This is a genomic window from Cellulophaga baltica 18 (genome assembly GCF_000468615.2).
Taxonomy (GTDB): domain Bacteria; phylum Bacteroidota; class Bacteroidia; order Flavobacteriales; family Flavobacteriaceae; genus Cellulophaga; species Cellulophaga baltica.
Map to the genome: position 1 here is coordinate 1,151,157 of NZ_CP009976.1, position 23,564 is coordinate 1,174,720.

26 protein-coding genes are annotated in these 23,564 nt (G+C 35.8%); 21 read left to right on the forward strand and 5 right to left on the reverse strand.

Annotation, left to right across the window (positions count from 1 at the left end; translation table 11 throughout):
• The first annotated feature begins 27 nt into the window (after positions 1 to 27).
• From M666_RS04805 to M666_RS04875, 15 genes are all read left to right on the forward strand, one after another.
• A complete protein-coding gene (locus M666_RS04805) occupies positions 28 to 360 on the forward strand; it encodes an ArsR/SmtB family transcription factor (protein WP_029447542.1) in 333 nt (110 codons plus the stop codon).
• A 49-nt stretch (positions 361 to 409) separates the two neighbouring features.
• Positions 410 to 877, forward strand: a complete 468-nt coding sequence (locus M666_RS04810) for a DUF6428 family protein (protein WP_029447541.1) — start codon at positions 410 to 412, stop codon at positions 875 to 877.
• Positions 840 to 1,367, forward strand: a complete 528-nt coding sequence (locus M666_RS04815) for a GNAT family N-acetyltransferase (RefSeq protein ID WP_316932436.1) — start codon at positions 840 to 842, stop codon at positions 1,365 to 1,367. Before M666_RS04810 ends, M666_RS04815 begins: the two co-directional genes overlap by 38 nt.
• Positions 1,368 to 1,380: 13 nt before the next feature.
• On the forward strand, positions 1,381 to 2,013 hold the full coding sequence (locus tag M666_RS04820) for an arsenate-mycothiol transferase ArsC (protein ID WP_029447539.1): 633 nt from the start codon (positions 1,381 to 1,383) through the stop codon (positions 2,011 to 2,013).
• 4 nt (positions 2,014 to 2,017) lie between these two features.
• A complete protein-coding gene (arsB, locus tag M666_RS04825) occupies positions 2,018 to 3,070 on the forward strand; it encodes an ACR3 family arsenite efflux transporter (RefSeq protein WP_039325172.1) in 1,053 nt (350 codons plus the stop codon).
• A gap of 163 nt (positions 3,071 to 3,233) precedes the next feature.
• Positions 3,234 to 4,094 carry an MBL fold metallo-hydrolase gene (locus M666_RS04830; protein WP_029447537.1) on the forward strand — a complete coding sequence of 287 codons (861 nt, stop codon included), beginning with the start codon at positions 3,234 to 3,236 and terminating at the stop codon, positions 4,092 to 4,094.
• 61 nt (positions 4,095 to 4,155) lie between these two features.
• The gene (locus tag M666_RS04835; protein WP_029447536.1) at positions 4,156 to 5,796 is read left to right on the forward strand and encodes a S8 family peptidase; all 1,641 of its coding nucleotides are present in this window, start codon (positions 4,156 to 4,158) and stop codon (positions 5,794 to 5,796) included.
• 123 nt (positions 5,797 to 5,919) lie between these two features.
• Positions 5,920 to 7,767, forward strand: coding sequence for a M1 family metallopeptidase (locus M666_RS04840; protein WP_029447535.1), 1,848 nt, complete (start codon positions 5,920 to 5,922; stop codon positions 7,765 to 7,767).
• A gap of 209 nt (positions 7,768 to 7,976) precedes the next feature.
• Positions 7,977 to 8,420: a ribonuclease P protein component gene (gene rnpA / locus M666_RS04845; protein WP_257290290.1), complete on the forward strand. Its 444-nt coding sequence runs from the start codon at positions 7,977 to 7,979 to the stop codon at positions 8,418 to 8,420.
• A gap of 49 nt (positions 8,421 to 8,469) precedes the next feature.
• Positions 8,470 to 10,098: a S41 family peptidase gene (locus tag M666_RS04850; protein WP_024482403.1), complete on the forward strand. Its 1,629-nt coding sequence runs from the start codon at positions 8,470 to 8,472 to the stop codon at positions 10,096 to 10,098.
• A 151-nt stretch (positions 10,099 to 10,249) separates the two neighbouring features.
• Positions 10,250 to 11,125 (forward strand): YegJ family protein, encoded by an 876-nt coding sequence (locus M666_RS04855; protein WP_025616319.1) that lies wholly within the window; start codon positions 10,250 to 10,252, stop codon positions 11,123 to 11,125.
• A 33-nt stretch (positions 11,126 to 11,158) separates the two neighbouring features.
• Positions 11,159 to 11,671: a GNAT family N-acetyltransferase gene (locus M666_RS04860; protein ID WP_029447534.1), complete on the forward strand. Its 513-nt coding sequence runs from the start codon at positions 11,159 to 11,161 to the stop codon at positions 11,669 to 11,671.
• 137 nt (positions 11,672 to 11,808) lie between these two features.
• Positions 11,809 to 12,429 carry a hypothetical protein gene (locus tag M666_RS04865; protein ID WP_029447533.1) on the forward strand — a complete coding sequence of 207 codons (621 nt, stop codon included), beginning with the start codon at positions 11,809 to 11,811 and terminating at the stop codon, positions 12,427 to 12,429.
• 147 nt (positions 12,430 to 12,576) lie between these two features.
• On the forward strand, positions 12,577 to 13,509 hold the full coding sequence (locus tag M666_RS04870) for an NAD-dependent epimerase/dehydratase family protein (protein ID WP_029447532.1): 933 nt from the start codon (positions 12,577 to 12,579) through the stop codon (positions 13,507 to 13,509).
• Between the two features lie 44 nt (positions 13,510 to 13,553).
• Positions 13,554 to 14,105 carry a nucleotidyltransferase family protein gene (locus M666_RS04875; protein WP_029447531.1) on the forward strand — a complete coding sequence of 184 codons (552 nt, stop codon included), beginning with the start codon at positions 13,554 to 13,556 and terminating at the stop codon, positions 14,103 to 14,105.
• A gap of 19 nt (positions 14,106 to 14,124) precedes the next feature.
• On the opposite strand, the gene M666_RS04880 is transcribed toward M666_RS04875, so the two are convergent.
• The 5 genes from M666_RS04880 to M666_RS04900 all read right to left on the reverse strand — a co-directional run bounded on the left by M666_RS04880 (position 14,125) and on the right by M666_RS04900 (position 17,123).
• Positions 14,125 to 14,757, reverse strand: a complete 633-nt coding sequence (locus tag M666_RS04880; RefSeq protein ID WP_029447530.1) for a LysE family translocator — start codon at positions 14,755 to 14,757, stop codon at positions 14,125 to 14,127.
• 4 nt (positions 14,758 to 14,761) lie between these two features.
• Positions 14,762 to 15,289, reverse strand: coding sequence for a GNAT family N-acetyltransferase (locus M666_RS04885; RefSeq protein WP_029447529.1), 528 nt, complete (start codon positions 15,287 to 15,289; stop codon positions 14,762 to 14,764).
• Between the two features lie 2 nt (positions 15,290 to 15,291).
• Positions 15,292 to 15,966, reverse strand: coding sequence for a hypothetical protein (locus M666_RS04890; protein WP_151198029.1), 675 nt, complete (start codon positions 15,964 to 15,966; stop codon positions 15,292 to 15,294).
• A 55-nt stretch (positions 15,967 to 16,021) separates the two neighbouring features.
• A complete protein-coding gene (locus M666_RS04895) occupies positions 16,022 to 16,564 on the reverse strand; it encodes an HD domain-containing protein (protein WP_029447527.1) in 543 nt (180 codons plus the stop codon).
• 187 nt (positions 16,565 to 16,751) lie between these two features.
• Entirely contained in the window at positions 16,752 to 17,123 is a 372-nt protein-coding gene (locus M666_RS04900; protein ID WP_226989951.1) for a hypothetical protein, read from the reverse strand.
• 1,422 nt (positions 17,124 to 18,545) lie between these two features.
• Between M666_RS04900 and M666_RS04905 the strand changes: the two genes are divergently transcribed.
• The 6 genes from M666_RS04905 (at position 18,546) to M666_RS04930 (ending at position 23,483) form a co-directional block, all read left to right on the forward strand.
• Complete coding sequence (locus M666_RS04905; protein WP_151198030.1) at positions 18,546 to 19,541, forward strand: hypothetical protein; 996 nt, start codon at positions 18,546 to 18,548, stop codon at positions 19,539 to 19,541.
• Positions 19,542 to 19,651: 110 nt separating this feature from the next.
• Positions 19,652 to 20,254 (forward strand): hypothetical protein, encoded by a 603-nt coding sequence (locus tag M666_RS04910; protein ID WP_029447524.1) that lies wholly within the window; start codon positions 19,652 to 19,654, stop codon positions 20,252 to 20,254.
• A gap of 26 nt (positions 20,255 to 20,280) precedes the next feature.
• A complete protein-coding gene (locus tag M666_RS04915) occupies positions 20,281 to 20,982 on the forward strand; it encodes a HEAT repeat domain-containing protein (protein WP_029447523.1) in 702 nt (233 codons plus the stop codon).
• Between the two features lie 8 nt (positions 20,983 to 20,990).
• Positions 20,991 to 22,055, forward strand: a complete 1,065-nt coding sequence (locus tag M666_RS20530; protein WP_029447522.1) for a tetratricopeptide repeat protein — start codon at positions 20,991 to 20,993, stop codon at positions 22,053 to 22,055.
• Positions 22,056 to 22,096: 41 nt separating this feature from the next.
• Complete coding sequence (locus tag M666_RS04925; protein WP_151198031.1) at positions 22,097 to 22,669, forward strand: hypothetical protein; 573 nt, start codon at positions 22,097 to 22,099, stop codon at positions 22,667 to 22,669.
• Positions 22,670 to 22,742: 73 nt separating this feature from the next.
• A complete protein-coding gene (locus tag M666_RS04930) occupies positions 22,743 to 23,483 on the forward strand; it encodes a hypothetical protein (protein WP_029447520.1) in 741 nt (246 codons plus the stop codon).
• Positions 23,484 to 23,564 lie beyond the last annotated feature (81 nt).

Below are 23,564 nucleotides of genomic sequence, written 5' to 3' on the forward strand. Positions count from 1 at the left end.
CGTAATATTGCAATATAACAATTAAGTATGGGCTTAGCCAAATCAGAAATATTTACCGCAGAACAAAATGAAATAGCAAATTTTGCCAAGGCTTTTGGGCATCCTGCTAGAGTCGCTATTTTACAACATCTGTTTAAAGTAAATGCATGTATCTGTGGAGACCTAGTTCAAGAAATTGGTCTTGCACAACCTACCATTTCTCAGCATTTGAAAGAACTAAAACAATTAGGTTTAATTAAAGGCACTATAGATGGTACCAGTGTTTGTTACTGTATTGATACCGACAATTGGGAAAAAATGAAATCTAAAATGGGTACTTTATTACATTTAAATATTCCGAGTAAAACAGATTGTTGCTAAAAAAAATTTGAATTCATTCATCGTAATATCACAATAAAACAATAAGCTTATGAAATTATCAGAAATAAAATCGCACTTAAAAAATTTAAAAACGATTGCTTTTGAACTGCCTGATGGCTCTTTAGTTCCCAACCATTTTCACGTTACAGAAGTAGGTAAAGTAACCAAGAACTTTATTGATTGTGGAGGTACCGTACGCAATGAAGAACTTGTTAATTTTCAATTATGGAATGCGGATGATTATGATCACAGACTGCATCCAGAAAAGCTTGTTCATATTATTGAGCTATCAGAAAAAATATTAGCCATCCCTGATTTGGACATCGAAGTAGAATACCAAGGAAGCACCATTGGTAAATTTGGATTAGAATTTAACGGAACCAACTTTGTATTAACTACGAAACAAACAGATTGTTTGGCAAAAGATAATTGTGGTATTCCAGAAGCAAAACCAAAACTAACTATGGCTAGTTTACAAAGTGGAAATTCTTGCGACCCTAATTCTGGCTGCTGCTAGTATGACTATTGTGCCCATCACGGAAGCTAACTATCCTCTTGTTGCTAAAATCTATAAAGAAGGCATCAATACAGGGCTAGCTACTTTTGAGACGCAAGTTCCTGCTTGGGAAAAATGGCATACTGCCCACTTAAACTTTGGTAACATTGCGCTGCTATCCGAAGATAAAATGCTAGGATGGGCTTCTCTTGCTCCTGTTTCTAGTAGGTGTGTGTATGGTGGCGTTGCAGAAGTTAGTGTCTATATAGCAGAAACCTCCCGTGGTAAAGGAATAGGAAAAAAATTATTACAAGAACTTATTAAAATTAGTGAGGAACATGGTATTTGGACCTTACAAGCCGGAATTATGACTGCTAATATTGCTAGCATACACTTACATACTTCTTGTGGCTTTAGAATCATTGGATACCGCGAAAAAATAGGAAAACTTCATGACATTTGGCTAGATAATACCCTCTTGGAACGAAGAAGTAAAAACATAGGAATATAAATAGAATAAAAAAATGACTACAACAACACCAACACTATTTCCACAACTAGCAGCCCTAATTAATACTTTAGATATAGAGCGTATTTCAGCTACACGTAAAGAAATTTTAGATCCGCTAGCCGAGTTTATTCAACATAAAGTAAAAACAGATCAAGAAATACGCTTAAATTTTATATGCACCCATAACTCGCGTAGAAGTCATTTATCTCAGGCTTGGGCACAAGCCATAGCAGCTCATTTTGGGATTACAAATGTATATTCCTACTCTGGAGGCACAGAAGCTACTGCCCTCTTCCCTATGGCAGCCGCAACCTTGAAAAACTCAGGTTTTCAAATAACGTCACTTTCTGAAGGCAAAAACCCAGTATATAGCATAAAATATGCTGCCAATGAGGCTCCAATAATTGGTTTTTCTAAAACTTTTGACGCGCCTTTTAATCCCTCTTCAGAATTTGCAGCAATCATGACCTGTTCTTCTGCAGACCAAGGATGCCCATTTATTGCTGGAGCAGAAAAAAGGTTTCCCATAACTTTTGAAGATCCAAAAGCTTTTGATAATACCCCGCAACAAGCAGAGAAATACCAAGAACGTAGCCTTCAAATAGCCACAGAACTCTATTATATTTTTTCTAAAGTAAAGGCATAATCTCATGAGTATACCAAAAAAATTAAGCTTTCTAGATAATTACCTGACCCTTTGGATTTTTATAGCCATGATTGTAGGCGTAGGCTTGGGTTATTTGATGCCCTCTTTTCCAGAACTTATCAATAATGCCAGCAGCGGTAGCACCAATATCCCTATAGCTATTGGTCTAATCTTAATGATGTATCCGCCACTAGCTAAGGTGAACTATGCCTTGCTCCCAAAAGTGTTTAAGAACGTAAAAATACTGTCTATCTCTTTACTATTAAATTGGATTATAGGACCAATTTTAATGTTTGTTTTAGCCATCATCTTTTTACAAGACCATCCTGAATACATGGTAGGCCTAATTCTTATAGGCTTGGCACGTTGTATTGCCATGGTATTGGTTTGGAATGATCTTGCAGAGGGTAGTAGCGAATATGGCGCAGGCCTTGTTGCCTTAAATAGCATTTTTCAAGTATTTGCCTACAGTTTCTATGCGTGGTTATTTATAACCGTATTACCTCCGTATTTTGGTTTTGAAGGTGCAATTGTAGACATCTCTATTGCTACCATAGCAGAGAGTGTTGCTATTTATCTTGGAGTTCCATTTTTATTAGGCATTATTAGCCGTGTTGTTTTAGTAAAACTTAAAGGAGAAGCTTGGTATACCCAGAAATTTATACCTACTATTTCGCCTATGACATTGATTGCTCTACTTTTCACCATTGTTATAATGTTTTCTTTAAAAGGAGAATTAATTGTCACGATTCCTGCCGATGTATTACTCATTGCTATTCCACTACTCATTTATTTTACCCTCATGTTCATTATCGGATTTTTCTTTACCAAGGCCATGGGTGCAAGCTATGATAAAACAGCAGCCGTAGCATTTACCGCAGCAGGGAATAATTTTGAACTTGCCATAGCTGTTGCCATTGCAGTATTCGGACTTAATTCTGGGCAAGCATTTACAGGGGTTATTGGGCCATTAGTAGAAGTTCCTGCCCTCATACTATTAGTGCGTGTTTCTTTCTGGTTGCGTAAAAAATACTTTGGTAAAGAAGTACATTCGTAACCAGCGAGAGGATATTCTGCGTTTTGGAGCGTTAAAAACTCTTAATTAGTGATTCTATTTTTAACGATTTTCTTAAATTTCACGATTATTTGGTTAAAACAGGAAGAATATCACAATCGTGATTTCCGAGTAACAACTAAATTCATCGCTTTTTAAAACGTCTATGAAATTATATCCAATAGAAACTGGTAATTTTAAGCTAGATGGTGGTGCAATGTTTGGAGTAGTGCCAAAAACACTATGGACAAAAACCAATCCTGCAGATGCCTCCAATAGAATAGATCTTGCTGCCCGGAGTTTATTAATTGAAGAAGGCAACCGCTTAATTCTTATTGATACTGGAATGGGCTCCAAGCAATCGGACAAATTCTTTGGCTATTATGATATGTGGGGAGATCATACACTCGAAAAATCACTGCAATCCCATGGGTTTCATAAAGATGATATTACCGATGTTTTTATGACACACTTGCATTTTGATCATTGTGGCGGTAGTATCCAATGGAATAAAGACCGAACGGGCTATGAGCCTGCTTTTAAAAATGCAAAATTCTGGACGAATAAAGAACATTGGGAATGGGCTACGAAGCCTAACAACAGAGAAAAAGCATCTTTCTTAAAAGAAAACTTACTACCCATGGAAGCTAGTGGGCAACTTCACTTTATAGAACGCACGAGCACTACAGACTTTCAAATTTCGTCAGAGTTAGGGTTTGATATCCTATATGTAGATGGCCACACAGATAAACAAATGATTCCGCACCTACAGTACCAAGGAAAAACATTGGTTTTTATGGCAGATTTGCTTCCTACGGTAGGACACATTCCCTTGCCCTATGTGATGGGCTATGATACAAGACCCTTGTTAACATTGGCGGAAAAAGAAAAATTCTTACTCAAGGCTGCTGCCAATAATTTCTATCTGTTTTTAGAACATGATGCACACAATGAAATTTGTACCCTACAAGAAACAGAAAAAGGCATTCGTTTAAAGGACATTCACTCCTTTGACGGCCTTTTTTAATACGCTTATTCACAATTATTTATAACTCAAAATCAATATAGTTTATAAAAACTACTCAAGTATGACTACTAATTTTTCTAAATCAATTTTAGGGCTAACTATTTGCTCTTTACTTTTATCCGGTTGCGGTGCTACAGCGCCGGTACTTATAAGTACTCCCGTAGAAAACATCGATGCCATTCCTTTAAAAATTTCCGACTTATCAGAAACTCAAAAGAAAACTTGGGGACACTTAGATCTTATTTCAGATACCATTCCGGGAATGGCTGTTGAAAAAGCCTATGCTGATCTTGTAAAAGGTAAAAAAGGAGAAAAAATCATCGTAGCAATTTTAGATTCTGGTATGGATTTAGAACACGAAGATTTAGTCAATGTATTATGGACCAATACCAAAGAAATTCCTGGTAATAATAAAGATGATGACAACAATGGCTATGTAGATGATATTCACGGTTACAACTTCTTAGGAGAGTCTTACAATGAGCAATTAGAGGCTGCAAGAATCTTACGTCTTAAGTTAGGCGATGCTACCCTGCAGGCTGCAGCAAAAAAGGTCATTGATGAAGATGCTCAAAAATACCTTACCTATAAGAACCAGTTAGACCAAATGCTTCCTGCTATAAAAAGTGCAGATGCGGCCATTACCGCACATTTAGGTAAAAAAAATTATAGCAAAGAAGAAGTTGCTGCTATTACCACAGAAGATTCCACTTTATTACAGAGTAAATCTATTGTAACTCAAATGTTTGCCTATGGCGATTCTATGGCAGAAGTGATAACACAATTAGAAGGCGATATCGATGGCTTAATAGAACGTTTAAACTATAACTTAAATGTAGATTTTAATGGTAGAACAGAGGTTGGTGATAATCCATATGACATTAAAGATTTAGGCTATGGTAATGGAAACCCTCAAAACCGTGTTGCTACCGAAAGTCATGGTACACATGTTGCAGGAATTATCGGGGCACAACGTGGAAACGGTAAAGGTGTAGATGGTGTTGCTAATAATGTAGCCTTAATGAGCATAAGAGCGGTACCTAATGGAGATGAATATGATAAAGATATTGCTTTAGGTATTCGTTATGCGGTAGATAATGGTGCTAAAATTATCAACGGTAGTTTTGGAAAAGCTTTCTCTCCAAATGCTGAATGGGTTTATGAAGCTATTAAATATGCTGCTTCTAAAGACGTATTATTTGTACATGCTGCGGGTAATGACGGTAATGATTTAGATGATACGAGCAATGCTAACTTCCCTAATGACCAAATAAACAATGGTGCAGAAATTGCAGATAACGTTATTACGGTCGGTTCTTTAACAGCTAAGTACGGATCAGGATTAGTTTCTTCTTTTTCTAATTATGGTACTATTAATGTAGATGTATTTGCTCCAGGTAGTGCTATATATGCTACGATGCCTAATAGTACTTATGACTATAATAGTGGTACCTCAATGGCGGCACCAGGGGTTGCAGGTGTTGCAGCTCTTGTGTGGTCTCAGTACCCATCATTAAAAGCAAGCCAAGTAAAGAAAATTATTTTACAATCTGGTTTAACGACTAAAACACAAGTTACCGTTCCAGGAGAAGATGCTGGTGCTAAAGAATTTTCTGCCTTATCAAAATCAGGAAAAATGGTAAATGCTTACAATGCATTGCTACTGGCTGAGCAAGTGGCCTCAGGAAAAGTAAAATTATAAGAATTTCGCTAAAAAGACCTAGCAGAACTAAAAAGGTCATAGAAATTTTAAGTTAAGCTTTTAATTTCTATGATCTTTTTATCTTTAGGGCAATTGACTAATTATACTCAAAAAAAAATAACAATGAAAAAAACAATTCTCAGCCTTTTAGTTTTGGTTACGGGCCTTAGTGGTTTCGCTCAAAACACATCATATTGGCAGCAGCATGTTGCTTACACGATGGATGTAGACATGGATGTAAAATCACATGAGTACACCGGAACTCAAAAATTAGTATATACCAACAATTCTCCAGACGCTTTAAACAAAGTATATTATCACTTATATTTTAATGCCTTTCAACCCGGCAGTGAAATGGACAGGCGTTTACAAAGTATCGCAGATCCTGATGACCGTATGATGGCCGATGGAAAAAGTAGAATTTCGACCTTACAACCTGATGAGATAGGATACTTACACCCTACTTCCCTTACCCAAAACGGAAAGCCGGTAAGCTTTTCAGAAGAAGGTACTGTTCTTGTTGTTACCTTGGCAGAAGCTATCCCATCTGGAGGTACAGCAACTTTTGATATGGTTTTCAAAGGTCAAATTCCTATTCAAATTCGTCGTTCTGGTCGCGATAGCGAAGAAGGCGTAGCACTTTCTATGAGCCAGTGGTATCCAAAACTAGCCGAATATGATTTTGAAGGCTGGCACGCAGATCCATATATTGCTCGTGAATTTCAAGGCGTATGGGGAGATTTTGATGTAAAGATTACCATAGATAAAAACTACACCGTTGGTGGAAGTGGCTATTTACAAAATGCACAAGAAATTGGTCATGGGTATGAAGCACCAGGATCAAAAATAAAAAAGCAAAAAGGAAAGACCTTAACATGGCATTTTAAAGCGCCTATGGTACATGACTTTATGTGGGCAGCAGATCCGGAATACATCCATGACACCTTACAAGTAGAAAATGGTCCAATGCTTCACTTCTTGTACAAAGACAATGCAGCGATAAAAGAAAACTGGAAAAAACTACAGCCTAAAACTGCAGAAATGATGCAATTTTTCAGCAAGAATGTGGGTACATATCCATATGATCAGTATTCTGTGATCCAAGGTGGTGATGGTGGTATGGAGTATGCTATGGCAACACTTATTACTGGGGAGCGTAAATTTGGAAGTCTTGTGGGGGTAACGGCACATGAAATGGCGCACTCGTGGTTTCAGCATATTTTGGCCTCTAATGAGGCTAAACATGAGTGGATGGATGAAGGGTTTACCAGTTTTATCTCGCACTTATATATGAATGAATATATGGGAGAGAAAAAAACAAATCCGTTTGAGGGGTCTTATAAAGGCTATAACTATTTAGTAAAATCTGGTAAAGAGCAACCACAAACTACACATGCAGACCGCTATGCTGAAAACATGCCGTATAGTATTGCAGCTTATAGCAAAGGAGAAATTTTCTTAGCGCAATTAGGTTATATTATTGGCCAAGAGAATTTAATGGAAACCTTGAAAAAGTATTTTAACGATTTCAAATTCAAACACCCTACGCCAAACGATATTAAGAGAACGGCTGAAAAGGTTTCTGGGATGGAACTAGATTGGTATTTGATGGATTGGACGCAAACAACCAATACTATAGACTATGGTATTACCGCTGTTGTTGCAGATGGGGAACAAACAAAAGTTAGCTTAGAGCGTATTGGTTTAATGCCTATGCCTCTTGATATTTTGGTAGTATATGCAGATGATACACAAGAAACTTTCTATGCACCACTTAGAATGATGCGTGGTGAAAAAGAAAATCCTTACCCTAACTTAACACGGACGGTAGTAGAAGATTGGCCTTGGGCTTTCCCTACCTATGACTTTACTATTGCTAAGCCTTTAACGGCTATAAAAGCAATTGTTATTGATCCTTCACAATTAATGGCAGATGTAAATCTTGAAAACAATGCTTGGGAAAACAAGTAATTTCTAATATAAATTAATGATTTGAAAAGGTGTTGCGAAAGCAATGCCTTTTTTGTTTTAACGACTTGAGGTTACTTTTCATGACAGGGTTACTATACACAAAAAGGACTGTAATACGCCCTATAAAACCAGACTTCAAAAAGCTATTGATTGCCTAGAGCTACACAAAATGCCTCGCGATAATAACTATATCGCATGAAACAGTATCTTTGCAACATACAGCAATAAGAACCGTGGAAAACAAACCTGATTTTAGCTATTCAAGAGCTGAAAAACTAAAAAGCAAAAAGCTTTTTGAAAAAATGTTCGCAGAAGGAAAAAGTGTGGCTAATTTTCCACTGCGTGTTATTTACGTAAAAGCAGATTTTAAAGATAATGTTCCTATAAAAGCTGGGGTCACAGTTTCTAAACGTAATTTTAAAAGCGCTGTAAAAAGAAATAGAATAAAACGCTTGCTACGAGAAGCTTACCGGCTTAATAAATCTATGGTAAGTAACAATAGTACAGATAAGTATGCGTTGTTAATTTTATATCTTGGTAAAGAAATGCCTGAGAGTAAAGCGGTACACCAGAAAATGGAAGTGCTTCTTGATAAATTCAATAAAAAAATAGCCCAAGAATCAAAAAAATCGACTTCAGAAGAAATCAAGTAAAGCCACTTCCTTAAAGTGTTTTATTGATTTGATCAAAATAAAAATACCCATGAAAAAACTGATTAAAAAACGTGTTATCATTCCTGTTTTTGCCCTCGTATTTATTGTCGTTGGGAGTAGTTTTAAAAGTGATTTTTTCGAAATCGCAAAACAGATAGAGATTTTCACTACGTTGTTCAAAGAATTGAACATGAATTATGTGGATGAAACCAATCCCGCAGAATTAATGGATACCGCCATTAAAAGTATGTTGGAAGGTCTTGATCCTTATACTCGTTTTTTAAACGAACAAGATGTAGAAGCGTATAAAATTAGTAATGCAGGAGAATACTCTGGTATCGGTGCTATTGTTAGAGCTTATGATGATAAGCTGGTTATTGTAGAGCCTTATAAAGACAATCCTGCAGATAAAGCAGGTTTAAAAGCAGGCGATGAAATTATTAAAATTGGAGAAATTGATGTTAAAGATTTTAAAGACAATGCCACAGAACTTTTAAAAGGGGCAAACAATACAAGCGTAACGGTGACCTACAACAGACAAGGTGAAACCAAGACTACGAGCATCACCAGAGAAGCTATTGAGGTAGACGCTGTACCCTATTACAAAATGGTGAATGAAAAAACAGGTTATATTGTCCTAGCTAAATTTAATAAAAAAGCATCGGAACAAACCAAAGCTGCTTTAATCGATTTAAAGAATAAAGGAGCGGAAAAAATCATCTTAGATTTAAGAGGTAATCCGGGAGGTTTACTGTCAGAAGCGATCAATGTTACCAATTTATTTGTACCCAAAGGAGAGTTGATTGTTACTACAAAATCAAAGGTCAAAAAATTTAATTCTGAATACAAAACAAAAAATGCGCCTGTTGATACAGAAATTCCGTTAGTGGTTTTAGTTAATGGGAGCAGTGCATCGGCAAGTGAAATTGTTTCTGGTGGCTTACAAGATTTAGATAGAGCTGTAGTTGTTGGTGCTCGTAGTTTTGGAAAAGGCTTAGTACAACGCCCTTTAAAACTCACGTACGGCACTCAATTAAAAGTAACTATTTCTCGCTACTATACGCCTTCTGGCAGATGCATACAGTCTTTAGATTATTGGAATAGAGATGCTGCGGGTAATGCGGTGAAAACCACAGATATTCACGATTTTAAAACCCGTAATGGTCGTAAAGTGCAAGATGGTGGTGGTGTATTACCAGATGTAGAAATCGCTGCATTAAAAACCAATACCCTTACCACAGCCTTGCTTCGTGAAAATGCTATTTTTAATTATGCCACACAGTTCTACTATAAAAATAGTGTTCCTGATGTTGCTAATTTTGAATTTACAGACGCCCATTTTGAAGCTTTTAAAACCTATATAAAATCTTCTGGTTTTACGTTTGAAACCGCTACTGAAAAGGCGTTAAATAAAGCGATGGCATTGAATGACACCGACTTATTAGATACGCAGGTACAAGAAAAATACCGTGAGCTATTGGCAGAAATAAACACCAAGAAAATCACAGGATTGGATAAATCTAAAAAGGAGATTAAAAAGCAATTAGAAGATGAAATTATAACACGTTACTTCTATAGCCAAGGACTTTATGATTATTTCTTAACCCATGATGAGGCTATTTTAACCGCTACAGAACTTTTGAATGATGCGGCGAAGTATAAAAGTATTTTAAAATAAAAAAACACTTCTTATATACTAAAAGGCTATCCCAACAGATAGCCTTTTCTTTTTCCTATTCATTGCAGTTCGTCTAAATGTATGAACAAGCGCCGCTTTTTTTCTCTATTTTAGAGGTGTAGCTATATACAAACACCACTAAAAAAACATTATGGGATTACTAAATAGGTTATTTGGAAAGAAAGAAACAGTACGGCAACGTGAAGGAAACCCTGATGTTTATAACGCCTCTAATGATAATGACCGGATGAATTGGGCAATGGAAAAAGCAAAGCTCACCCTGCATTATTTTGAAGCTTGTCTTGCTAACCCTAAAAAAGATCAGCATTATTTTTCGATTAAAGCACGAATAGAAGATAATGGAAAAATAGAACATATCTGGCTGATGGAACCTAGCTTTGATACCGACGGAAATATTTTTGGTGTGGTAGGTAATGAACCTATCGATGTTACCAATGTACGGATTAATGAAAAAATAGGAATTACCGCTAATGAGGTTTCTGATTGGATGATTATAGAAAACGGAAGACTTATTGGTGGCTATACCATTCGCGCTATCCGGGATGGTATTAGTGGAGCTGAATTAGCCAATTTTGATAAAAGCCTTGGAGGCATGTTTATAGATGAGGGTGAAGATTATTTCCTTCCTAATTTAGACACTCCGGAAGGGGCCATCTTAGCCCTAGAAAATGCCTATGATGAAGATAATTTAGACAAGGCCATCAGCTGTAAAGATTTTCATAAGGAGGCAGAATTTATGCTGAAACGAACCGTTAAAATAGAACTGAATGAAGAGATTATTGCTTCTACCTCAGAACTACTACGGCTATCGTACATAAAGAATATGCAAGAACACGGGATGCCAAAATTTAATGGTCTTAAAAGAGCTTTTAGCAGACAAATTATTTCAGATGACCATTGTATTATTACCGAAACATGCCACTACCCCGATGGCGGAAAATCAGTACAGAAATTTAACACGTATAAAATAGAAAACCAATGGAAAGTTCTTGGTTTAGAGGATTAGAAATTCAAATAGTTAACTATTCTCATCTAACGTATGCTACAAACAGAACGCCTTCAATTTAAGCCTTACCTCCCTGAGTATAGACTTGCATTAGAAAAACTATGTTGTGAAAATGAGCTCGTCATGAAATCTACTTTAAAGGGACGCACTTTTACCAAAGTAGAATTTGAAAGCCTTATCAAAGAGGAATTTATTAGAACTACAAAGGATGCCTTCGGATTCTGGTGTGTTACGGATAAAGCAGACGGATCTCTTGTGGGTATTTCAGGCATTCACCCTTGTCATTATCAAGGAGATCATGCACACGAATTTGGGTTTATTCTCCACCAGGACTATTGGGGTAAAGGCTTGGCTACCGAAATTGGAAACTTCTGGTTAACACATGCGCAAAGCCATCTAAAACTACCAAAACTTGTCGCAACCGTACACCCGAACAATACGGCATCAAGAAATGTATTAGAAAAACTAGGATTAAATTTTATCAGTACGTTTACTGCTCCTGAACGAGGAGAACGTTGTCTGTATAGCAAAGTAGTAAACTCCTAAAGTAACTCTGCTTATTCGTTTAAATTGCCCTTTAAGACGCCTGCAACTCAAGTAAAGAACCAAAGATTAAAACGAAAAATAAAATCTGTAGAGAAATGCCAGTCACCCAAATAAAGTAAATAGTAATCGCTTACCATATGAATAAACCAGGGCCTATGTTTAAAGCATTCTTTACTAAGAATAAAAGAGACACATCTTTCCTAAAACATGTAGCTTGTTGGTGTATGCTCTTGTTTATTTGTTCTTGCGCCACCTTAGGGAAGACCGCATTAGCCCCAAATCAAATAGAACTCACCGCAGAGAATCTATATTTAATCAACGGGACCTATGAAAATAATAGTAATGAAGGTCCTCCCTATTTAGATTATTTCTGGGGTTCATACCTTAAAGCCAAAGAATTTAAAATCGTTTCCAAACAGGTAAACAAAGAAAACAAGCCCTACCTAGTCAGCCTTAACGTACTCAATAAAAAGAAAATCAGAGCTTCGGTAACCATAAATGATAGTCTTTTAAAAACGTATACGATAAGGGGAAAAATAAAAAACGGTTATTTTGAACAGCATAGAAAAATGTATATTTTGCCTGCACTACTCATCAATGAATATCATTCTTCCAAGTTTAGAATAGGACTCCTTAAAGACCATAAAGTACTTACTGATTTTAAAAAAATTGAATTTGGTACCGTCTATTTTTTTAGTCCCTTTAACAATAGTGCAGCATATTATTCATTACCTCATCTAAGAATAACACCAGAATAACTTCCTAGAGTTAAGCCCCTATTTTTTTGATGATGAAACACCAAAAAACAGAATAGCTTACATAACTTTAAGTTTTACTTACCTTTATAAGTGGGTTAAAAAGTACTATTCACCAGTATCTTTGTAGTGTTAAATACAAAAAAGAACATGCAGGTAATTTTAGGAGCAAACGGAATTATAGGAGAAGAATTGGCAAAAGAATTACGCGCCAAATACACGCAAGACATCACACTTATGGGGCGCACTCCCAAAAAGGTGCACCCAGAAGATTTATTGTTTAAAGGCGATTTATTACATCCTGAAGACGTACATAAGGCATTGGAAAATGCTACTATTGCGTATATGACCGTAGGCTTACCTTACAAATCTTCGGTTTGGTTGAGCGATTGGCCAAAAATTATGAAAAACGTTATGGCAGCCTGCAAAGCTAATAATTGTAAGCTTGTTTATTTTGATAATACATATGCATATGCTCAGGATCGTAAAATACAACGCGAGGATTCTCCCTTTGCTTCAAAAGGAAAAAAAGGAATCGCTAAAAAAATTGCAGCAGAACTACTTTTAAAAGCCATTGAGGAAAAAGAAATTGAAGCGGTAATTTGTAGGGCACCAGAATTTTATGGCCCTGGAAAAACACAAGGACTTACCAATGCTTTAGTTTTTGAAAAATTAAAGGCACATAAGGAACCTAAAGTATTTTTAAGAGATGATGTGGTACGCACACTTATTTATACCCCAGATGCTAGTAAAGCTATGGCGCTACTGGGCAATACTCCTGATACTTTTGGACAAACATGGCACCTTCCTTGTGATGACCATCGGTTAACGTACAAAGAACTATTTGCAGAAATCTCTACACAACTAGGCCGTACCATTAGCTATGGTATTTTAAGTGCCTTTACCTTAAAAATAGGCGCACTTTTTAATGCTAATTTAAAAGAAACCCAAGAGTTACTGCCGAGGTATTTGATTGATAATATTTTTGATTCCTCAAAATTTAAGAAGCGGTTTCCAGATTTTAAGGTGACTTCCTATTCCCAAGGTATTAAAGAAATACTACATAGTTTTGGCCTACAATAACGATGGCTACAACTTCTATTGATGACTAATAGATACACCTCAACATGAATCCAACGCTAGAACAACAACTGATACGGTATATTAGAGCAGATGCTTGGATGCTTGCTATTTTGGCAACTGTACGCGATGTAGCCTTGCAAGATTGTTGGATTGGTGCTGGCTTTGTACGTAATAAAATCTGGGATGTATTGCATGGCTTTGCACGTACACCATTAAATGATATTGATGTTATTTATTTTGACCGTAGCAACACCACTAAAGCAAAAGACCAAGAAATTGAAGCACGATTAAAAGCCCTTCACCCCACACTAAACTGGTCTGTTAAAAACCAAGCAAGAATGCATCTTAGAAATGGACAGCTTCCCTATGCCTCCTGTGAAGAAGCAATTTCTTATTGGCCAGAAACGGCAACGGCCATTGCGATACGTTTAACTACTCTTGATGAGCTAGCCTATTGTGCCCCATATGGTTTAGAAGATTTGTTTTTATTGATAGTTAAACCTACTCCAAATTTTGATGTAAACCAATACCGTAATCGGATACGTAAAAAATCATGGCAGCGTAGGTGGCACCAGTTAACGGTGCAAACCGAATAAAGAGGAAAACAAGGATACCTTACTTTTTTAGTAATGCGAGTTTTATTCCTAGCGCAACAAAAATTCCGCCTGTTACCTTATCCAACCACATTTTTATTTTATAATTTTTTCTAATGCGATGCGATAATTTTGACGCAAATAAGGCCAAAATTAAACACCAGATGGTTCCCGTTAGTAAAAAGGTGAAGCCAAGAATTAGAAATGGAAGTGAGCTTTGCACATACTCAGGATCTATAAATTGTGGTAAAAAAGCTAGGAAAAATAAGGCTACTTTCGGATTTAAAATATTGGTCAGTACTCCAGAAAAATAAATTTTTCTATAATTTACCCGCTTCGTGTCATTCCCTAACTCAAATTTTTCATCTGCTCTTTTAAAGATTGTTTTAAGTCCCAAAAAAATAAGATAAGCAGCACCTAAATATTTAACAATTTCAAAAGCCGCAGCAGATTTAGCAAGGAGTATAGACAGGCCTAAGGTGGCAAAAATAATATGGAAAATAGCGCCTGTAGAAATCCCTAATGCAGATAAAATTCCAGCCTTTTTTCCTTGAGCTATACTTCTGCCAAGAATATACATGGTGTCTGCTCCTGGGGTTATATTCATAAGTAATCCCGCGAGTAAAAAAGCCTCAAAATTTATGATTCCGAACATGCTATTATTTATTTGAATTTAATTCTTTAACCATTCTATGCATTCCTTTCAGCTCTTCTTTAAAATACGGAAACTCTAGCCTTGTTTTGCTATGATAGCTAAAACCTAGTTTTTCATAGAAAGCAATAGCATTTAGGTTGGTATCAATCACCGCTAAAAATAGTTTTTTAGTCCCGCGCGCTTCTAGCTTTTCTATAAGGGTACCTAATGCCCATTTTCCAATCCCTAATCCTTTACATTCTGGAAGTAGGTATATTTTTTCCAATACTACGGAATGGTCAAAAGGCAAATCTGTTGACGAAGTTGTTTTGATTTTAAGAAAACCCACTTGCTTTAATTTATGTTCTATAAAAAAATACTCGGTAGTATCATCGGCTAAGTCGGCCATTATCCTTTCTACACTAAATTCCTGCTCTAGATACCATCCTAAGCCACCTTCATTCCAATGGTCATGAAAATTTAGCGCATAAGCATCGGTACAGATTTTCTTTAAATCCATATACTCCGTTGCTGATGCTTTTTTTAGATTCATGATTAATTTTTTATAAAAAACTCATATTCATTGGTCGTCATTAGAAAAGACTGGTATGGTTCTATTGCCTGTTCATCTTCCTCATCATAAGTAGCAAATAGTTCATCAATAGCATTTACCTTAATTGTATGGAGTTCCGTATCTGGAAAATAATATAATTTGTTCGGGTCACTGATTAATACCAAGCTGCCCCTTTGCTTTTTAGCATAGTAATGAACGGCCGTTGGAGATTGTTCTATACGTTCAAAGACACCTTCTTCGGCTATTTCTTTTTCAATACCACAGCCATGTTCTACTATTTTAAAAGGAATAGTTTCTGGAAACTCGATAGGCTCTTTAGCCGCAATCTCAAAACGTATATCTGTAACGTAACAGTCGGGCGCACCACAATCAAATCCGTGAAGATTAAAAGGAAGCTCAAACACAATCCTGTCCTCTACTTGCTCTACAAGCCCTCTGAGGTACAGCTCTTGTAATATACTAGATTTTAGAAGTTCATTGGGTTTAGATTTGAGAAGCTGATTTCGTAAAGCGTTTTGTGTTTCTTCGAAAGACAATTTGCTTGTAATTACACTGTCAGATGCGGGAGTTATCGGTACGCTATTTTCTTTATTTTTTATTTTGGTGGAACAGGACATAAATACCACGCTACATAAGAAAAGAGCAAATTTCATCATACTATTTTTGGTGTTATCCTATTCCGTTAAAGTACTGAAAGAAACTAAGATACTGCTACAGACTTTTTATGTTCTCTTCGTATTCGGCTATTTTAGCGGCTAATCGTTTACGTAAATACGCATTTTTATCCCCTAAAGTATTCAAAATTAGCGTAGCCTCTTCACTGTACGCTACAACCTTCTCTTGGCTCCAATGGCTTGGCGGATGCTGTAAATTGGTAATGCGGTCTGCTAATTTCACCAATCCTACTTCTTTTTCTAGGGTATTAATTCGCCATAGGCTATCCAACATCCTCTCTTGCTTTGAAGGTAACTTTTCATCCTTAGTTAGTGCTCTTACCGCCACTGCTATTGGTGCACCAAATTTATTTTTTATTTCATCAAAGTCCGCACTCGTATCTTCAAGGGCATCATGAAGTATGGCAATTTGAAGCGCAAAATCAAGATCAAAACTGTCGTTGTGATGGTAAGCTAGCAGCACTTCCATAGCCACATTGGAGATATGCAAGAGGTAGTTCGCATTGGTTCCAGGCACTTTTTGTTCGCTGTGTTTTTCTCCAGCAAATTTCATCGCTTCCTGATATAGTTCTTGTGTCATTTTATGCTTATTTAGATACTTAACTGCTGCCGTTTTATAGGTGAAACGCCTCCTATACATACGTTAGCCGTTTAAGTTAATCTAAATTTTTGAAAATTATATGTAGCGCTTTTAGAACTTTTATTAAGTCCCTAACCTCTAGTCGCGTTTAATAACATTCTTTCTAAGTGTTTTTCTATATGCCGTATCACGCAAAGACGCTTTTTTTACTTAAGAGTTCTGTCGCTCTTTTGGCTTTTTCAAAATCTGCATCTATAAGCCAAATTTTCAAATCTCTTTTATCCATGTTAAGATTTAAATATGCTTTATTGTTATATATTTTAGCAGAACCACTTCCAACAAAAAGCTCGACAACAACCGTAAAAGCAGAAAACCACCAGTTGGCTTTTTCCGCATTCAGCGCTACCTTATTTAATGAACTAAAGGAGTATGATCCATTATTTTTTGGGTCAGACAGGTCTATGACTTCAAATTCATCCGTTTTAAAGACTATTTTTAGTTCTGGCTTATTTCTTAAATCTACGGTTTCTTCCATTTTTATTTTTTTATCGTAAAACATATTTATCGTTGTAAGTGGCACTGGCGTAATTTGCACTACTTGCGCCCTGGTCCTATATTATAGTTTCAATGCTTGAAACTGATTTATAATTCCACATAACCTAAATTATGAGCGACTCTTAATATTTGCTTATCATGGTACAGAGTTTGTATGTTACATATAACCTCTGAAATTTTACGCCATGTCTTAAAAATAGAAAAAAATTTCTACACAACATCTGTTTATTTCTAATCCTTATCAATTGTGCTACTATTCTCAGATAGCTCTAAAAAAAAGGCCTTAGATTACTTATTAAAAAACCAGCGGTGTATCAATAATTTATGTGGTGCTCATGAAAACTTCTCGATACTAATTACTCCTCCGCTAACGCTCCCAAATAATTCACTCGAAGTGACATCATGATTTCAACAACTACCCTCAAAAATTCAACAACCATTCATAAAAACATCTGGGTTACCAAAAAACGAGACCGTCAGTTCGAGTGGCGCTTGTGTAGTGCAAACGAAAAAAGCGTTGTATCGAGAACCTTTGAACACACTAGGACTTCTCGATACTAATTATTCCTCCGCTAACGCTCCAAAATAATTCACTCGAAGTGACATTGCGAATTCAACAACCATTCATAAAAATATCGGGGTTACCAAAAAACGAGACCGTCAGTTCGAGTGGCGCTTGTGTAGTGCAAGCGAAATAAGCGTTGTATCGAGAACCTTTGAACACACAAAGACTTCTCGATACTAAGTACTCCTCCGCTAACGCTCCAAAATAATTCACTCGAAGTGACATTGCGATTTCTACAAGGGTTCATGAATATTTTAGCAAGCGTTCACGAAATAACTTAGACTAGAATCAACACCAAACTGTCAGTTCGAGTGGCGCTTGTGTAGTGAAAGCGAAATAAGCGTTGTATCGAGAACCTTTGAACACAATGACTTCTCGATACTAATTACTCCTCCGCTAACGCTCCAAAATAATTCACTCGAAGTGACATCATGATTTCAACAACTACCCTCAAAAATTCAACAACCATTCATAAAAACATCTGGGTTACCAAAAAACGAGACCGTCAGTTCGAGTGGCGCTTGTGTAGTGCAAACGAAATAAGCGTTGTATCGAGAACCTTTGAACACACAAAAACTTCTCCATACTAAGTATTCCTCCGCTAACGCTCCCAAATAATTCACTCGAAGTGACATTGCGATTTCTACAAGGGTTCATGAATATTTTAGCAAGCGTACATGCTCAAACCTATTTATAGTATATTCCTTACATTGCATCACTAAACTATACTATGAAATTATTTCTATGGTGCTGTATAACTATGTTCTTTGTATCATGCGCTACCAATAACCATTAATTTATAGGTAAATGGAACATTGTATATGCAACTTGAAAAATATACCAACCTTAAGTAGTGCTAGCATGAAAAAACGAACCCTAGCATCTATTCTAATATTGATATGTATCCTAATTTCTTGTGCGGAACGAAAAGATATAGACCTTACTGGGTTTAGTTTATCACATTTTAGAACTATTGAAGAACAATATACCGGCGGAGAAATTATAGACCCTAGCGTCTATGCGATTTCGGAGGATTATGATATCATCTCCTTTATCCGAAAAGATCAAACAGTTCCAAATTTAGACCTTATTGTACGTTATGTGTATGCAAAAAAAGACTCGGTGGTTGCAGAAATCAGGTATGAATTAGATACAGACGATACCTACCAAAAGAAAAGCCTAGCCTTCCGGAAAGCGCTTGCAGATCACTTTATAAACGTAGCGAAAATAACAAGTGCCACCAATACAAAGAAAGCGGAGCATGGCACATTTGACGCTCAAACCCCTATTAATGATATTGATGACTATTACAAAATAATCTACTGGACAGAAGAGCATGTAAACACCACACTACTCTTGCAAATGTCTAACACCCTACAACCAGAAACAAACACCTACCCCAACCATAAAGTTCATCTCACCTACCAACTAGAATCAGAGCACAATACCATGCCAAAGAGCAGCCTTATTGGCCGTAAGGAATTAAAAACTCAGGCTTCTAAAATGCCAAAATTTAGCAATGCCACCATGACACCCTTACTACCTGAATGTATAAACACTCCCACAGAAGACTGCTTTTGTACTACCATAAATAATAAAGTGTTAGCACTCGCTAAACAAAAAGGGGTCGCCTTAGTTGCAGATACTCTTATTATTGGTGTTCGGGTAAACCAAGACGGCGTCCCATCATTATTCAGGACCAAAAGTACCAACCCTGAACTACCCGAAATATGTGAAACGGTTATCGCTTCGCTTACCAACGTTGAACCCTCTTATAGTAGCGATAATGAAGCCTATGTGACCTCTTCAAGTTCTTGGTATATTATTTTTAAAGACGATGAAATTCTAATTCAATAAAACATAGTAAACGGTACAAATTGATGTTCCTTACTAGTTGCGCTACAATTAATGCGTAAAACAAGCGCTATAATTATGTATTTTAGACCCTAATTGAGCATACATGTGCTATGAATAAAAAAATTATCGCAGTTATACTATTATATCTAGTTCAGTTTATGGCCAGCTCCTGTGTCATCGATTGCGGTTGTGAGGATAAAAAAACCTTTGATAAATTATATGATGAAGTACGCCTAGAACTGTGGGATATGAATATATATCCATTCACACCATTGGAGGACAAAAACGATGCTGACAAGCTAGATTTTGGCCTCACCATGATGGTTACTTATGATGTAGCACAAATTGGCGCAGTACAACAGAAATTAAGATTTAATAGCCTTGGTTTTGCTACTGCAAACGCCTGTAGTTGCGCTAGTGATGAATATATTGCCACAGACCCTATTACCTCCTTCCAAATTATAGCTACGGATACTGCAACGGAAGAAATAACAGATGTTACCCGCCAATTTATTACTTATAATTATGATGACGAGCCCATAACTATAAATGAATACCGCGAGATTTACTATTACGAACCTGATGATGTTGTTTTTAGATTAATAGATGTTTACTATTTTCCTAACACCGTTCAGTTTGAGGTTAAGGCTAATTTAGCTTCTGGTAGGATTATCAGTCAAAAGACCCCCGTTGTTACATTTATTGATCAATAAACGTAATTATATTGAGTATCATAAAAATGAGCAATAAACAAGAGCAACTTGAAAATAGAGGATATCTAGAAACTGGAATTGACTCTCAGTATTTAAACAGCTCATTTGAACAAAAAATTACATTATTAAGAAGTAAAATAGCCACAGAAAGAACCCTAGGAGCACGATTGTTAAAAGAGGATAAAGGGGCCAAAACAACAGAACTTCTTATTAACGCTCTAATAAACGAAAAAAAATTATATCCAAAAATTGAAATTTGTAATACCTTATCTACGTTTGGTAAACTAGTGATACCTCCGCTCATAGAATGTTTAGGGAAAATTGGAACTAATCAGCATAAAAAAATACCTGAAAAAGAATTTTCAAAAGATAGCTATCCATTGCCAAGAGATATTGCGAGTAGAACGCTAATTAGAATAGGAGATAAAGCAATTCCTGAACTATTAACAGCATTAGAAACTACAGATATGATTCTTTTGAGCGAATTAATTGATACTATCGGTCATATCAACTTCAATTTTAAAACAAAGAACATATACAAACCGCTCCAATCTTGCTATTATAGAAATAAAGCAGATGAGGTAATCACATGGAAAATTATCCGAGCCTTTAGCGGAATACAGGAAAGTGAAGCCTTCTTAAAGAAATTATATTCTGAGGTTAAAAAAGACGGTCTTAAAAGAGAAATAAAACGTAGCCTCAGACTAATTGAACTAAATAAGAAATAAAAATCATCATGAAGTCTATCCTATTTCTTTTTGTAAGCCTCTTTATATATAGCTGCGCCCATACGGACTGTCCTGAAGGCATACATAGTTTACCTAAATATGGGAACGTTAATAAATGCGCAGAACAGCTGCGTATCGACGCCCAATTTTTACAAGAATGTGATCAAATTTATCCTAGCAGAGCAGTTGCTGCAGTACATCATATTGATTTGGCTTGGGACTTATATGATGCTAATCAGACCGATGAAGCTATGAAACGTTTTAATCAGGCTTGGTTATTAGATAAAAGCAATGCAGATATATACTGGGGCTACGGAAATTTAATGGGACAAGGCGGGCACTTTGAGGAGTCTCTTGCTTTTTTTGATGCGTCCATTCAATTAAATTCCCAAAACGCAAAAGTTTGGGAATCGAAAGCCGTAAGTTATTGTCAACTATTTTTTAAAACAAAAGAAGTAGAAATATTGGAAAAGGGAATCAGTTGTTACCAAAAATCCTTAACTATCAATCCTAAAAATGCCACTATTTATGCGCAATTAGCCGGTGCCTATAGCTATTTTATGCTAAAGGATAGTTTAGCCAAATATATCCAATTAACGGATGACATAGATTCTACATTAATAAGGCCTGAACTTCGAAAACAAGTGATTAAAAATAATCTAACAACGATGAAAATTGAACCTGAAGATGTATTAACGGATGTATTGTGGAGTTTTAGAACCGACAAATTTGATAGCCTAGAACTCTTTTCTAAAGCACTTCTTGAATACAATACCCGTATAAAACCAAATAGCAGTATAGACATTGATCGGATATTTAATCGTTCTAAAGAAATAACGGTTGGGTATATGTTTTGGGGAGAAAATGAAGACGGTGAGGAAGACCAATTTGAAGAAAGCTTTGTTGTAAAGACAACTAATAGTAAGGGGTTTTCTTTAAAAGAATTTCTTTATAAAGTGCATAATGAAATCTGTGAGCAAATGGAAGATGAAGATAATGTGTTTTTTGAAGGATTAACGCCTTACGATGATGGCACTGAAAGGCCTTTTTATCTTATAAATCAAGGAGGCTAACTTGCCAAATCACATTCATCCTTTAACCTTAACCAACATCTTTGAAAAAAATAAAACCTCATCTTACCCTTACTATAATTGGAACTTTTAGGTGCTATGTAGGGATCGCACTAGGCATTGGATATGGCCTGTTGATAAATTTCTGGTTTAGACTTTTGGATAAGGGATTATTTTTAGCGTTTGATCTGACCACTAGCAATGTCACTTCAATGGCACAATTTTCTGCTAGTAGCTATACAAATTTTTTAATAGCCTTGACATCATCGTCTCTTGGTTTTTGTTATACCATGTATTTTTGGACGAGTAAGCCAACCTATGAAAATAGAAAAGCAACCTTTAAAAATAGGATTGCAAATGCAAATTCTATTTTTATATTTATGGTAGTTCTTTTTGTTTTTACAAAGTTTTTAACCTTCCACACGCCGCTAAGGTTTGATGGTTTTGGAATAGACTTAAGATCTAGTTATGACTATTATCCTTTTTTTCTGCCAGTGTTTATCTTCCTCTTTAATTGGTCAATTATTTCTCGAAATTATAAATCAGGGAAATTTATACTATGTAGTGCTGGTTTGGTAATTGCTTACGGTATACTGCTTGCTGGAATAAAAACATGAAATAAAAAACGAGATTGCCAGATTAGTGCTTTTAACCACTTGAATTAATATATTATAGTCAAAAAAATAAGGAATGGAATTTTGGGGAATCATTTATACAAAAGGAGACGTAATTAAAGATTTATTTAATTCCAATGGTTATAAGATAACCAACGACTACGCCATAAACTCCAATGGAATAAAAAAATATTGTATTGAAGAAAAATGGATTCTTTCCGCTACAAACCGTTACCTAAACAGCCTAAATTTAAAAAATTACATAGGTCGTTCTGAAACTTTCGCAAAAGTTCTATTTTCTTCTAAAACGGAACTTTTGAAATTTGATTATTTAGAAAAAGGAAAATTTAAGGAACAATTAGTTATTGAAAATGGGACTATAAAAAAACAAATAGGGTTTGAGCAGTATACTTTCACTTCTAAAACAACGACAGAACTATTTTTTGAATTAATAAAAGATAAATTTGATCTAAACAAAGACTTCATTGTTACTAAACCTGATTATTTTATTAATGAAAACAAAGCATCTTATGAATTAACTTCGGAAGACCACGCAGCGGCTGGAATAATATTTAAAGGAATGGCAATTCTATTCATTTCACCTCTACTCACCTATTATCTCATAGGAATGTTTATAGAAACTCAACAAAATGATGATATAAAACCAATGCCAGAAGGGCTTTACTTTGTATTCTTAGGGTTCTTCTCATTTAGTGTTTACACTTTTAGATATGTCTATTTAGAAATCAAAAATTATCTATTAATACATATTAGGGTGTTAAATGATGGAATAATTACTTTACCTGCCAAAACCTAATGCTGCATTTAGCACTTCATCAAAACTTTTAATTCTAATACTAACCAAAGTATCAAAACTACAACTCCATGAAAGTTCTAA